At 70.9% G+C, this 14,281-nt stretch carries 10 protein-coding genes; 7 read left to right on the top strand and 3 right to left on the bottom strand.

The genetic code is table 11. From position 1 onward, the window contains the following. Positions 1-32: 32 nt before the first annotated feature. Genes ACIOHP_RS42910 through ACIOHP_RS42900 form a run of 3 tightly spaced genes read right to left on the bottom strand, consistent with a single transcriptional unit; the run spans position 33 to position 3,435 of the window. Entirely contained in the window at positions 33-1,367 is a 1,335-nt protein-coding gene (locus ACIOHP_RS42910; protein ID WP_401896098.1) for a hypothetical protein, read from the bottom strand. A 4-nt stretch (positions 1,368-1,371) separates the two neighbouring features. Then, positions 1,372-2,337 (bottom strand): hypothetical protein, encoded by a 966-nt coding sequence (locus ACIOHP_RS42905; protein ID WP_401896097.1) that lies wholly within the window; start codon positions 2,335-2,337, stop codon positions 1,372-1,374. Positions 2,338-2,382: 45 nt separating this feature from the next. Then, positions 2,383-3,435, bottom strand: a complete 1,053-nt coding sequence (locus ACIOHP_RS42900) for a zinc-binding dehydrogenase (protein WP_401896095.1) — start codon at positions 3,433-3,435, stop codon at positions 2,383-2,385. Positions 3,436-4,141: 706 nt separating this feature from the next. On the opposite strand from ACIOHP_RS42900, the gene fusA reads away from it, so the two are divergent. From fusA to ACIOHP_RS42865, 7 genes are all read left to right on the top strand, one after another. Beyond that, on the top strand, positions 4,142-6,193 hold the full coding sequence (gene fusA, locus ACIOHP_RS42895) for an elongation factor G (RefSeq protein ID WP_401896092.1): 2,052 nt from the start codon (positions 4,142-4,144) through the stop codon (positions 6,191-6,193). Between the two features lie 191 nt (positions 6,194-6,384). Then, a complete protein-coding gene (locus ACIOHP_RS42890; protein WP_401896090.1) occupies positions 6,385-7,701 on the top strand; it encodes an ABC transporter substrate-binding protein in 1,317 nt (438 codons plus the stop codon). Then, the gene (locus ACIOHP_RS42885; RefSeq protein WP_361543726.1) at positions 7,701-8,678 is read left to right on the top strand and encodes a sugar ABC transporter permease; all 978 of its coding nucleotides are present in this window, start codon (positions 7,701-7,703) and stop codon (positions 8,676-8,678) included. The genes ACIOHP_RS42890 and ACIOHP_RS42885 overlap by 1 nt, the downstream gene beginning before the upstream one ends. A gap of 7 nt (positions 8,679-8,685) precedes the next feature. Beyond that, positions 8,686-9,525, top strand: coding sequence for a carbohydrate ABC transporter permease (locus tag ACIOHP_RS42880; protein WP_361494545.1), 840 nt, complete (start codon positions 8,686-8,688; stop codon positions 9,523-9,525). A 20-nt stretch (positions 9,526-9,545) separates the two neighbouring features. Beyond that, positions 9,546-10,904, top strand: coding sequence for a GH1 family beta-glucosidase (locus ACIOHP_RS42875; RefSeq protein WP_401896133.1), 1,359 nt, complete (start codon positions 9,546-9,548; stop codon positions 10,902-10,904). A gap of 135 nt (positions 10,905-11,039) precedes the next feature. After that, the gene (locus ACIOHP_RS42870) at positions 11,040-11,879 is read left to right on the top strand and encodes an alpha/beta fold hydrolase (RefSeq protein WP_401896087.1); all 840 of its coding nucleotides are present in this window, start codon (positions 11,040-11,042) and stop codon (positions 11,877-11,879) included. A gap of 36 nt (positions 11,880-11,915) precedes the next feature. After that, entirely contained in the window at positions 11,916-14,243 is a 2,328-nt protein-coding gene (locus ACIOHP_RS42865) for a DUF4132 domain-containing protein (protein WP_401896084.1), read from the top strand. The last annotated feature ends 38 nt before the right edge of the window (positions 14,244-14,281 follow it).

Raw genomic sequence — 14,281 nt, 5'->3', positions numbered from 1 at the left:
GCGGGAACCTGTGTCCGGGTGGTGCGGGAGCTTCATGAGGCGCGCGCTCCGTCGGCTGGGAGACCTGCCGGGTCGGCGGGGTCGGCGGGGTCCGGCAGGTGGGCGATCAGGGCGGCGACCGGGTGCGCGCCGGCGTCCCCGAGGCCCGCCAGGGCCACCTCGTGGCGGCCCTCGGCGAGGGCGAGCAGCCACGCGCCGACCTCGGGGACCCAGGGCACGCCCAGTGCCTCGGCGTCGCGCCGCACGCGCTGCGGCCGGGTGGCCGCCTGCCGGGCGAGGTAGAGCTGTGCGCGATCGGGGTCGACGGCGGGCAGCGTGGTGAGCCGGGCGGCGACGAAGTCGAGCCACGGGGCGTCGCCGTCCTCCAGGGCGTCGCCGAGCAACCCCCGCGCGTCCTCGGTGCGCAGCGGCAGTCCGCCGCGCTCGCACGCCAGCCTGACCAGGAGACGGTCGCCGGACGAAACGCCCAACGCATAGGCGTCCGGAGCCTGTCGGGCGAGCAGGTCGGCGTCGTCGCAGCGCTCGAAGGCGAAGCGTACGGCGGGTGCGCTGCCCGACGTCAGCAGTCGGCGCCACATGCGGGCATCGAGAGCCTGCCAGTCGGCATCCGCGAACACCGTGAACAGGGGCGGGAGTTCGGCGAAGCGTGCCTCGGACGCCAGGCGTCGGAACACCGCGGTGAAGCCCTCGATGCGAGGTGAGGGGCGCAGACAGGCGAGGGCCGCGGCCAGGTCGTGCAGGGTGCCGTCGGTGACGGCAGCGGCGACGGCGCGGTGGATCTCCCGGGCGTCGAGGCGGACCTCGACGTCGGCGAGACGGGCCAGCTTGCGCAGCGGACCGTGGCGGCCGCTCGCCAGGAGCGCGCGGATGCCGGTGGCCGCGGCGTCCGCGTCGAACCGCACGGGCACGCCGGAGAGCTGACGCATGTAGTCCACGGCGCCGAGGCGGCCGGCGGCCACCAGGACGTTGTACGACCGCAGGACCGTCTCCTCGTCGAGAACGGGGCGCACTCCGGTCGCCCCGATGATCTGCTCGATGCCGCCGGCGTTGCCGCGGCGCGCCAGACGGGCACAGGCCCGGTCGATGCGGGCGGCATCCGGACGCCCGTCCGACGGCAGGTGCGCGTACAGGAAGCAGAAGTCGTCGACCACACCCCGCTCCAGTGCCCGGTCGGCCGCGCGGGCCACGGCCTCCGTGGCCAGTGCGGCCATGACGGGAACGTATTTGTTCACCTGCTCGAGGACGTATATCTCATCCCTTTCGAGCAGCCATCGCGTCTGCTCGGCGAGGAATTCCGCGGGCAGCCGGGTGAGCTTCTCCGGGGCGTCCTCGGACAGTTGCTTGAGGAGATTACGGTACGCGCGCACAGCCCTACCCCGCCAGCGCCAACTGCGCCGGCGCGAAAGGCAGCAGGTGGCTGAAGTCGTGGTCGCGGTTGAAACGGACCATGGCCTTGCGCAGTTCGGGGTCGTAGCCCTCGCGGCCGCGGAAGTCGGTGCTCTCGTCGGCGAGTTCCTCGCTCCACAGGCCCGTGTAGACGGGCAGCCCCAGGGAATGTCCGGCCACCACGACATCGAAGATTCCCTGAATGGTGGGCGGGGTCCAGTCGCCCGGCTGTGTGGTCTGCTGCAGATAGGAGCCCTCGGCCACATAGGTCGGCGTCAGATAGATCACCAATTCGGTGCCGTGACGGTCGCAGAGCTCCTTCAGGTACTCCATCGTGGCGACGGCCTCGCGCACCCCGTGTTCGTCCGTCATCCGCGGCGCCGGCTTGATCAGGACGTACGAGGTGAGCCGGATCCCCAACTCGCCGAGGAGCGCGACCCGGTCCTCCATCACCCGGCGGGAGATCTTCTTCCTCAGGACCGTCTGCCGGATGAAGTCGTCCTGCGTCTCGAAGCCGACCGTCACGTCGAGCCGGGGCGCGTGGGTGGTCCTGGCGATGTGCTCCAGGTAGTCGCGCTTGACGTACTCGGGGCGCGTCTCGATGGACAGGACCTCCAGGTTCTCCATCTCCCGGGCGCGGTGCAGCAGATGGTCGACGGACTCGCGGTGGAAGCGCCGCGGATCGAGAGCGGAACCCTCGTTGCCGAAGCACAGCTGGCGGAAGCCGCCCAGTTCACCGGCCTTGGAGTCGAAGACGTGGTCGATCTGGTTGTTGATCTGCTCGGCCGTCACCTCGAACGACGCCGAGCGGGTGGGCAGCGCGCAATACGTGCACTGGAACTGGCATTTCGTCGTGTAGAACGACAGGACCAGGTCACGCTTTCCGAGGAACTTCCGGGTGCCGACATAGAGCGGTGTGTTCGGGTCGTGGGTCTCGTTGTTCTCGGACATCCTCAAACCTCCGTGGGTGTACGGCCGTTCGGCTCAGGCGGGCGTTCAGCGCCACGGATGCAGAATGATCTTTCCGCATTCCCTGGTGAGCTGGAGTTTCCAGGCCTGCTCGATCTCGTCGAGCGGAAAGGTGTGCGTGATGAACCGGTCGATGAGCGGTCCCGTGCGGGAAATGGCGTCGAGCATTCCCGGGGCGTGCTGCAGATACAGATCGAGACTGCCGTAGAGGGTGACGCCCTTCTGGATCAGGTCCTGGTCGACGTGGAGCGACAGTTCGCCGGACTCCCCGAGGAAGGTGACCCGTCCGCCGCGCCCCGCGGCGTCGAGTCCGAACCGCTGGTGGCCGGGCTGTGCCGAGCAGTCGATGACATGGTCGACGCCCTTGCCCCCGGTGAAGTCCCGTACGGTGGCCAGGGCCGCGTCCGGTGTCCCCAGGTCGACGATCAGTTCCGCGCCCAACTGCCGTGCCAGCTCCCTGCGGTAGGGGCTGCGGCCGGCGCAGATCACCCGGGCACCCCTGGCCTGCCCGTTGATCACGGCGCCGAGCCCCACCTGACCGAGGCCGGTGACCAGGACCGTGTCGCCGGCGGCGACCCCCATGTTCTCCATCGCCGTGTACGTCGCGCCCATCCCGCAACAGGCCATCGCGGCATGCTCGTACGGCATCCCGTCGGGGATCCGGAGCAGCAGACGCTCCCGCTTGATCATGTACTGCGCGAAGCCGCACTCACCCGATTCGCCCGAGCACACCGCGAGGGGGTCCTCGGTGTCGGCGCAGTGCGCGTACCGCCCGGAGACACACAGCGCGCAGCGCCCGCACGGATAGCCGCTGAGCACGACCACCCGGTCACCCGGCCGGAACGGGCTGCCGGCACGGGCCTCAACCACCTCGCCGGCCGCCTCGTGCCCGAGGGAGTCCCAGCGGTTGCGGTCACGGAAGTCCCCGTGCTCGTACGCCAGATGCTCATTGCACATCGGGGCCGCGACCACCCTCACCAGGACGTAGTCCTCGGCGATCCGCGGCAACGGCTTCTCGATGATCCGGCTGACGCCGGGTCCGTCCAGTGCGGCGACTTTCATGCGTGCCTCTTCGGCCATGGTCGGTGCTCCAGGAGGTCGGGGAGGGCTTCGGTCCGGGCCCGGGGGCAGCGCGAACGGCCCTGATGGCATGCCTGATCGGCGATCCGGGGGACGGTGCGCGCGCACCGTGCGCTGCTCGTACGCGACCGGCGCACCGCGGGGTGGGGGTGCGGCCGGCGACCGCCGCCGCGCAGCTTTCACGGCACGCGGATCCCGACGCCTTGTCCGGAGGCCGGCTGGTGCGGGGTCCCTCGCCGCGCCCGGATCCGCTGGACCGATCGCTTAGAGTCTCTGCGGATCCGCTAGGGGACGACTCGACCGACGGAGGAGCCCTCGCCCCGACCGCCGGGAGCTGCCGTGCAGCCGCCCTCACCGGGGCGACGGAAAATCGGGTGACCCGACCGTCCCCGTCTCCCTACACTCGCCACGCGTCGCACACCGCCCCCACCGGGCCGGTGCGCGTGACCTGACGAGGACCGACGAGTGAGGGGAGACCGGCCGTGTGTGACCGCGCCGCTGTTCTCGTTCCCCCGTCGTCGTACGACGTGATCCTCGTGTCCTGCTCCGTCCGGTGCCCGCTGCGCGGCCGGTACCGGATGCCCCGGACACACGCCTGACCATCAACTGACCTGGCACGTCCATGTGTTGACGTGCAATCAGATCAGTCCGGCCCGTCCCGGGAATCGCGCCGCCCTGTCACACGTCATCCGAAAGGCCATGGGCCGTGCGCATCAACCTCGACACCCTCGCCGTCGTCCGCAACCTGGGCATCCTCGCCCACGTAGACGCCGGCAAGACCACCGTCACCGAACGGATCCTGTACGCCACCGGAACCACCCACCGGCGCGGCGAGGTCCATGACGGCACCACCGTCACCGACTTCGACTCGCAGGAGCGCGACCGCGGCATCACGATCTTCGCCGCGGCCGTCAGCTGCGCCTGGGACGGCCACCGGATCAACCTGATCGACACCCCGGGACACGTCGACTTCGCCGACGAGGTGGAGCGTTCGCTGCGGGTGCTCGACGGGGCAGTCGCGGTGTTCGACGCCGTCGCCGGCGTCGAGCCGCAGAGCGAGTCGGTCTGGCGGCAGGCCGACCGGTACGGCGTACCGAGGATCGCCTTCGTCAACAAGCTGGACCGCGCGGGCGCCGACCTCGACACCGCCGTCGAGTCCATCCGGGAGCGACTGCACCCGGCCCCGCTGGTCCTGCAGCTGCCCATCGGCGCGGAGGACGCGTTCCGCGGGGTCGTGGACCTGGTGCACATGCGGGCGCTGACCTGGACCGACGGCGGCGACATGGTCGTGGCGGACCTTCCCGGGGATCTGCGCGAGGAAGCGCGGCGACGGCGTCGGCTGCTGGAGGAGGCGGTGGCAGAACTGCATCCGGACGCACTGGAGGAATTCTGTATGCGGTCGGCACTCGACACGAGGACCCTCGTCGGCGCCCTGCGCGACCTCACCCGCACCGGCGACGCCGTCGTCGTCCTGTGCGGCTCGGCCTACCGCAACCGTGGGATCGAGCCGCTGCTGGACGCGGTCGTGGCGTATCTGCCGTCGCCGCTCGACGTGCCGCCCGTGCGCGGCACCCTCGGCGACACCCGGCAGGAACGGCCCGCCGACCCGGCGGCGCCCTTCGCGGCACTGGTGTTCAAGGTGAACGCCACGCCGACCGGGCGGCTCACCTACCTCCGGGTGTACTCCGGAACGATCGAGAAGGGGGACATGGTGATGGACGCGGGTGCGCGGCGCGGCGAGCGCGTCGGACGGATCCTGCGCGTACAGGCCGACCGGCACGCCCAGCTGGACCGGGCCGTCGCCGGCGACATCGTCGCGGTCGTCGGGCTGAAGTCCGCCCGCGCCGGGTCGACCCTCTGCGCGCCGGACGCCCCGCTCGTCCTCGAACCGCCGAGCGTCGCCGAACCGGTCGTCTCCGTCGCGGTCGAGGCCGTCAGGTCCACCGACACCGACCGGCTGGCCTCGGCGCTCGCGAGGCTCGCCGAGGAGGACCCGTCGCTGGTCGTGCGGACCGACCCGGAGACCGGGCAGACCGTGCTGTCCGGCATGGGCGAACTGCATCTCGAGGTCGCGCTGGAGAAGGCGCGGCGGGACCTCGGGCTGGACGTCAACGCCGGCCGGCCCCGGGTCGCGCACCGCGAGACCGTCGGGCGCGGCGTGAGCGGACATGTCTTCCGGCACGTCAAACAGGACGGTGGCGCGGGGCAGTTCGCCCATGTCGTCCTCGATGTGGAGCCGCTGGACGTCGACGCCGGGTTCGAGTTCCGCTCGGCCGTCGTCGGCGGACGGGTGCCGCAGGAGTACGTCCGGGCGGTCGAGGCCGGCTGCCGGGACGCCCTGGCCGAGGGGCCCCTCGGCGGTCACCCGGTGACGGGGCTGCGGGTCACCCTCACCGACGGGGCGACGCATGTGAGGGACTCCTCCGACACGGCCTTCCGCACGGCGGGCCGGTTCGGACTCCGGGAGGCTCTGCGGGCCTGCGCGATGGTCCTGCTGGAGCCGGTGGCCGAGGTCACGGTCACGGTGCCCGACGCCGCCGTCGGGGGAGTCCTCGGCGACCTGGCGGCTCGGCGCGGCCGGGTCTCCGGCTCGGTGACACGGTCCGGCTCGGCGGTCGTCACCGCCACCGTGCCGCTGGCCGAACTCTTCGGCTACGCGACCCGGTTGCGCAGCCGGACCCAGGGCCGCGGCACCTTTACGGCCCGGCCCACCGGATACGCGCCGGCGCCGGCGACCGTGGCACCGGCCCAGAGGTAGCGGTACCAGGGCGGCCCCTTCCGCACGGGAGGGGCCGCCCGCTCTCCGTTCAGGAAGTGAACGACCCGGCACCGAGCCGCACGATCCATCGAACTCCCGCCGCTCAACCCCTTGACGTCCCGAACCCGTGGCAGTTAACTCACGTCCTAAATTAAGCCGTGAGTGCATTCCCTGAAGGGACACCAGGAGCCATGCGCAGCATCCGAGCCGCGGCCGTAGGCGCCGTCACCCTGTCTCTCGCCCTGGCCGCAACGGCCTGCGGAGGCGGTTCGTCGAACGGCGGCGGGTCCAACGACTCGCCGAAGACGCTCACTTACTGGGCCTCCAACCAGGGGGCGAGCATCGAGGTCGACAAGAAGGTCCTCCAGCCCGAGCTCGACAAGTTCGAGAAGCAGACCGGCATCAAGGTGAAACTGGAGGTCGTGCCCTGGTCGGACCTGCTCAACCGCATCCTCACCGCGACCACCTCGGGCCAGGGCCCCGACGTCCTCAACATCGGCAACACCTGGAGCGCCTCGCTGCAGGCCACCGGCGCACTGCTGCCGTGGGACGCCAAGAACTTCGCGAAGATCGGCGGCAGGGACCGCTTCGTCGACTCCGCGCTCGGCTCGACGGGCGCCGAGGGCAAGGACCCCTCCGCGGTGCCGCTGTACTCGATGGCGTACGCCCTCTACTACAACAAGAAGATGTTCGCCGAGGCGGGCATCGACCAACCACCGGCCACCTGGGCGGAGTTGGCCGCCGACGGCAAGAAGCTCTCCAAGGACGGCAAGTGGGGCCTGGGAGCGGAGGGTTCGAACCCGTCGGAGAACATCCACCACGTCTTCGTCTTCGCCCAGCAGCACGGCGCCGACTTCTTCACCGCCGACGGAAAGCCCGACTTCACCAGCGACGGGGTCGTCACCGCGGTCAAGCAGTACGTCGATCTGATGGCCAAGGACAAGGTCATCGCGCCCGGCAACGCCGAGTACGCCCAGAACCAGTCCGTCAGCGACTTCGCCAAGGGCAGGACGGCGATGCTCCTGTGGCAGTCCGCCTCCGCCAACCTCACGTCCCAGGGCATGAGCGAGGACGACTACGGCATCGCTCCCGTGCCCGTGCAGTCCGGCACCCCGGGCACCGGCGCCCAGGTCAACTCGATGGTCGCGGGCATCAACCTGGCCGTCTTCAAGAACACCGACAACCTCGACGGCGCCACGAAGTTCGTGAAGTTCATGACCAGCGACGCGGAGCAGAAGATCCTCAACACCGCGTACAGCTCGATACCGCCGGTCAAGACGGCCCAGACGGACGGCGCCTTCAACACGCCCGCCAACGCCGTCCTGAAGGACACCCTCGCCAAGAGCGCCGCCGCGCTGCCCCAGGTCGCCGACGAGTCCCAGTTCGAGACGGCGGTCGGTACGGCCGTCAAGGGCCTGTTCGCCGACGCGGCCGCCGGACGCGCCATCACCACCGACTCGGTGAAGGCGGCACTGGAGAAGGCCCAGCAGCAGATGCCGGCCGCCTGATGACTACCACTCTGGAACGCGCCGAACCCAAGGCGCCGTCCGGCGAGAAGCGCACCCCGCGCCCCGGCCGCATCCGCCGCGTCGGACTGCCGTATCTGCTCCTGCTGCCCGCCCTGCTCCTCGAACTCCTGGTCCACCTGGTGCCGATGGGCGTCGGCATCGTGATGAGCTTCAAGGAGCTCACGCAGTTCTACATCCGCGACTGGGGCACCGCGCCCTGGTCCGGGCTCGACAACTTCAAGGTGTCGGTGGACTTCGACGCCCCCGTCGGCGAGGCCCTGCTGCACTCCTTCCTCGTCACCGTCGCCTTCACCCTGCTGTCGGTCGCCCTGTGCTGGCTGATCGGCACCGCGGCCGCGGTCTTCATGCAGGACACCTTCCGCGGCCGGGGTCTGCTGCGGGCGCTGTTCCTGGTGCCGTACGCCCTGCCGGTCTATGCGGCCGTCATCACCTGGGTGTTCATGTTCCAGCACGACAACGGCCTGGTGAACCACGTCCTGCACGACCAGCTGCACCTCACCGACAAGCCGTCCTTCTGGCTCATCGGCGACAACAGCTTCTACGCCCTGCTGATCGTGTCGGTGTGGAAGGGCTGGCCGTTCGCCTTCCTCATCGTCATGGCCGGACTCCAGAACATCCCGAAGGAGTTGTACGAGGCGGCCGCCCTCGACGGCGCCGGAGTGTGGCAGCAGATCCGCCGCATCACCCTGCCGTCGCTGGGCGCCGTCAACCAGGTGCTGATCCTGGTCCTGTTCCTGTGGACGTTCAACGACTTCAACACGCCGTACGTCCTGTTCGGCCGGACCGCCCCCGAGGCCGCGGACCTCGTCTCGGTCCACATCTACCAAGCCTCGTTCGTCACCTGGAACTTCGGTACCGGTTCCGCCATGTCCGTACTCCTGCTGCTGTTCCTGCTGCTCGTGACGGGCGCCTATCTCGCCGTCACCTCGCGCGGACGGAGGGCCTCGCGTGCATGACTCCCCGATGGCTCCGCCGCGTTCGTTCCTCTGGTCCCGGCGGATCTTCCTCACCCTGCTCGGCGGCTTCGTGCTGGTGCCCGTGTACGTGATGGTCTCCAGCTCGCTGAAGCCCCTCGCGGACGTCACCGGCAAGTTCCGCTGGATACCCAGCGAGCTGACGATCCGCCCGTACATCGACATCTGGTCCACGGTCCCGCTCGCCCGGTACTTCGTGAACTCGCTGATCGTGGCGGGCGCGGCGACGGTCTGCTCGGTGGTGATCGCGGTCTTCTCCGCGTACGCGGTGAGCCGCTACGACTTCCGCGGCAAGCGCGTCTTCACGGTCACCGTCCTGTCGACGCAGATGTTCCCGGGCATCCTCTTCCTCCTGCCGCTGTTCCTGATCTACGTCAACATCGGCAACGCCACCGGTATCGCCCTGTTCGGCTCGCGCGGCGGTCTGATCCTGACGTATCTGACCTTCTCCCTGCCGTTCTCGATCTGGATGCTGATCGGGTACTTCGACTCGGTGCCGCGCGACCTGGACGAGGCGGCGCTGGTCGACGGGTGCGGGCCGCTGCGGGCGCTGTTCCGGGTCGTGGTGCCGGCCGCGATCCCCGGCATCGTCGCGGTCGCCGTCTACGCCTTCATGACCGCCTGGGGCGAGGTGCTCTTCGCGTCGGTGATGACCAACGACACCACCCGCACCCTCGCCGTCGGACTCCAGGGCTACTCCACGCTCAACGACGTGTACTGGAACCAGATCATGGCCGCCTCGCTGGTCGTCAGCGTGCCGGTGGTGGCCGGCTTCCTGCTCCTGCAGCGCTATCTCGTCGCGGGGCTGACGGCGGGTGCCGTCAAGTGACCGACCTCGAAAGGGATTTCGTGACCATCGACCTCGCCGCACTCCCGCACGACTTTCTGTGGGGCACGGCCACTTCGGCGTACCAGATCGAGGGAGCCGTGGCGGAGGACGGCCGTTCGCCGTCGATCTGGGACACCTTCTCGCACACCCCCGGGAAGATCGCCGGCAACGACCACGGCGACGTCGCCTGTGACCACTACCACCGCTGGCGCGAGGACATCGCGCTCATGCGTCAACTCGGCACCAACGCCTACCGGTTGTCGATCGCCTGGCCGCGCGTGCTGCCGGGCGGCGACGGACCGGTCAACGCCAAGGGCCTCGACTTCTACGACGAGTTGATCGACGGACTGCTGGACGCGGGCATCACCCCGTCCGTCACCCTCTACCACTGGGACCTGCCCCAGGCGCTCCAGGACCGGGGCGGCTGGCCCGAGCGGGAGACCGCCGAGCACTTCGCCGCGTACGCCTCGGTCGTGGCCGCGCGCCTGGGCGACCGGGTCAGCCACTGGACCACGCTCAACGAGCCCCTGTGCTCCGCGTGGATCGGCCACCTCGAAGGCAAGATGGCCCCCGGGTTCACCGATCTGACCGCCGCGGTGCGCGCCTCGTACCACCTCCTGCTGGGCCACGGACTGGCGACCCAGGCCATCCGGGCGGCCGTCCCCGCCGCCGAGGTCGGCATCGTCAACAACCTCTCCACCGTGCACCCGGCCACCGACCGTCCGGAGGATCTCGAGGCCGCCCACCGGATGGACGGCCACACCAACCGCTGGTGGCTGGACCCGGTCCACGGCCGCGGCTTCCCGGAGGACATGCGGAAGCTGTACGGCGTCGAACTGCCTTCTCAGGACGGCGACTTGGAGACGATCGCCACCCCGCTGGACTGGCTCGGCCTCAACTACTACTTCCCGGCCACCGTCGCCGACGACCCCAGCGGCCCGGCCCCGTACGCCCGTTCCGTACGCCGCGTCGGCGTGCCCCGCACCGGAATGGACTGGGAGATCGACGCGAGCGGCATCGAGACCCTGCTGCTCCGCCTCACCGACGAGTACGGCGCCCGCAAGCTGTACGTCACCGAGAACGGCTCCTCCTACCCGGACGTCGTACGCCCCGACGGCGCCGTCGACGACCCCGAGCGGCAGGACTACCTGGCCGGGCACCTCGCCGCCTGCGCCTCCGCCGCCCGCCGGGGCGCCCCGCTGGCCGGCTACTTCGCCTGGTCGCTGCTGGACAACTTCGAGTGGGCCTACGGATACGACAAGCGTTTCGGACTGGTCCACGTCGACTACCGGACCCAGGCCCGCACCATCAAGGGCTCCGGACACCGGTACGCGCAGATCATCCGCGACCATCGGGGACGCGCGCGGCACGCGGCCTGAGCAGGCGGGCGGCGGGGACGGAAGTCCTTGGCCAAGGGGCCCCTGGGGCGGGGGCGCACTCCCGCCCCGGGGCTCCGCCGCCCCCGGTGCACCTAATGCGTTGCCGCAGATCAGGTCGGGTGAAAGCCTCACGCCATGCCCACCTTCACCACCCCCGACGGCACCACCCTCGCCTACCACGTGACCGGCGAGGGCCCGCCCCTGGTCTGCCTCCCCGGCGGTCCGATGCAGGCCTCGGCCTACCTCGGCGACCTCGGCGGCCTCAGCGCCCACCGCACCCTGATCCGCCTGGACCTCAGAGGTACCGGCGACTCGGCGACCCCGGAGGACCCGGCGTCGTACCGCTGCGACCGTCAGGTCGACGACGTCGAGGCACTGCGCGAGGAACTCGGCCTGGACCGCTTGGACGTGCTGGCCCACAGCGCGGGCGCCGGCCTGGCCGCCCTCTACACGGCCCGCCGGCCCGACCGCGTCGCACGCCTCGCCCTGATCACGCCGAGCGTCTACGCGGTCGGCATCACCGTCACCGCCGAGGACCGTCTGAGCACGGCCCGTCTGCGCCGTGACGAGGAGTGGTTCGGCCCGGCGTACGCGGCCCTGGAATCCCTCAACACGGGCCGTCCCGCCCCCGGCGCCTGGCAGGCCGTCGCTCCCTTCTGGTTCGCCCGCTGGGACGAGGCGGCTAAGGCGTTCCGTGCGGCCGAGGACGAGCAGCGCAACGACGAGGCGGCGGCGGTCTACGGCTCCGAGGGCGCCTTCGACCCGGAGGCGACGCGGGCGGCGCTGGCCGGGTTCGCGGGACGTGTGCTGGTGCTGGCCGGGGAGGTGGACGTGGCCGGGCCCCGGCGGGCGATGGCCGAGTACGCCGGGCTCTTCCCGGAGGCCGAGTCGGTGGTCCAGGACGGGACGGCACACTTCCCCTGGCGGGACGACGCACGGCGGTTCGTGGCGGAGACCGCGAGGTTCTTCGCGTAGATCGCGTTGTCAGTGCCGCCTGTCATGATCCGGGGCATGCTCTACGACGACTTGGTCCGGGCACTGACCGACCCTGACTTCGCACTCGACGTCCGCGCGGCCGACCTCTCGGGACTCTCCGACGAGGAGGTCGGTGGGCTGCTCGCGACGGCCTACCGGGCCCGGCCCGGGGCCACGGACGCGATGAAGGGCGTGCGGGTGGCGGTGCACCAGGCGGTCAGGGACAGGGAACCGCGCTACACGCCCGACGCGTGCCGCCGGATGTTCGAGGCGGTCGTCGCCTGCACCGAGGACCCCGACGACGTGGTGATCCTCCGGCCCGTCGTGGACGCGCTGACGCACTGCACGGGGCCCTGGCCCGACCTTTCCGGCCCGGCTCGCGCCTTGGCCGATTTCCTGGTGGGGAAAGGGGATGCCACCGACCCGTACTCGCTGCTCATGGTGGGCGGCCTCGGGGGCCACGAGACGCTGCGGGCGGCAGCCGACCTCCTGCGACGCGACGGCGGAGCCATAGCCATGGACGGGATCGACGTCGTCATCGGGCTCACCCCTGCCGAACAGGCACTGCTCGTCCGGATCGACCGGCTCAACACCTACGACCCGCCGCCGGACGCACCGGACCTCTGGCGGCAGGTGGCCGGCATCCCGGCCTACGTCGCCTTCGCCCGCCGTGCGCTGGAAGCCGCGGCCGACCGCGCCGACGCCCTCCAGCGCGGCGACATCCCCTACCGGGCCGACAAGGCGTTCACGCCCCGCGAGGTCGACATGCTCGGACAGGCCGCCCGCGTGGCCCTGCTGCGCGACGAGCCCTGGCTGCCGGACCTCCTCGACCGGCTGCTGCCCGGCATCGCCGTCGCCCCGACGCCCGCGAAGACGGTCCCCTCGCAGGCCCTGCTGTACGAACTGGTCCGCGCCGCACGGGACTTCCCGACGCCGGAGCTGGTCACCGCGATCCGCACCGCACGCTCGGTGACCCGCCACGCCGGAATACCCCGGCAACTCGACAAGCTGCTCAAGCAGGTCGAACCGGCCCTGGCCGAGCGGACCGAGGTGGCCCTGCGGCTGTCGAGGGAGGGATTCGACGACAGCGGTGTCCTGCGCAGAGAGGCGGGCGGCGGGTACACGGCCGTCGTCACGGTCACCGAGACCGCCGACCTGAACTGGGAGAAGGACGGCCGCCCCCTGAAGAGCGTCCCCGCGCCCGTCCGCCGCGACCACGCCGGCCTGGTCAGGGAACTGCGCGACCTGACGAAGCGGGTGAACATCCAACTCGGCACCCTAGCCCGGGCGTTGGAGGGCGGGTTCACCGTCGACGCCGTCCACCCGTACGGCTGGTGGCGCGCGGAACTGGCCGGGCATCCGCTCGCCCGGTCCGTCGTACGCCGGCTGATCTGGGAGATCGAGGTCGCGCCGGGTCGGTGGCGGGAGGTCCTGCCGTCGACCGAGGACCTCCCCGACGCGCCCGACGACGCCTGCGTACGGCTGTGGCACCCGCTTCGCTCCGACGCCGACGCCGTACGGGCCTGGCGGGACCGGCTCGTCGACGGGCAGCTGAGACAGCCGTTCAAGCAGGCGTTCCGGGAGATCTACCGGCTCACCCCGGCGGAGGAGGAGACCCGCGTCCACTCCCTGCGCTTCGCCGCCCATCTCGTGCACTACCGCCGGATGTTCGCGCTGTTCCGGGCCCGGGGCTGGACGAGCCGGCTGCTCGGACCCTGGGACGCCGGAGACGGGGACGCGGCCCTGCGGACCCTGGGCGCGGGGGAGTGGCGGGCCGCCTTCCGCCACACCTACGTGGACTGGGCGGACGGCGACGGGGTGGCCTCGACCGACCGGGTCCGCTTCGAGCGCCGGGTGGCGGGTGCCTGGCGGGAGGCGTCCCTCGCGGAGGTGCCGCCGCTGGTGTTCAGCGAGGCGATGCGCGACGTGGACCTCTTCGTCGGTGTGACCTCGATCGCCGCCGACCCCGACTGGACCGAGCACGGACCGGCCCGCGCCTACTGGGAACGGGCCGGGTTCGCCGAGCTGAGCGAGAGCGCCGAGGCCCGCCGCGACGCCCTCGCGCGGATCCTGCCACGCCTGAAGATCGCCGACCGGTGCACCCTCGACGGCCGCTTCCTGGTGGTCCGCGGCGACCTGCGCACGTACCGCATCCATCTCGGCTCGGCGAACATCCTGATGGAGCCCGACAACTCCTATCTGTGCATCGTCCCTTCACGCGGCAAGGTGGGCGGCAAGGTCTTCCTGCCGTTCGAGGACGACCGGCTCACCGTGATCCTCAGCAAGGCCCTGCTGCTGGCCGCCGACACCGAGATCACCGATCCGTCCATCCTCACGCAGTTGGGGAAGGGGAGAGCGGGCTGACGGGGCGCGGAACCGCCGTCGGGGGAGGGCGACGGTTC

The organism is Streptomyces sp. NPDC087859 (assembly GCF_044742595.1).
GTDB classification, from domain to species: Bacteria; Actinomycetota; Actinomycetes; order Streptomycetales; family Streptomycetaceae; genus Streptomyces; species Streptomyces canus_F.
Note: the sequence above shows the minus strand (reverse complement) of the source record. Positions and strands in the feature narration are given on the sequence as shown.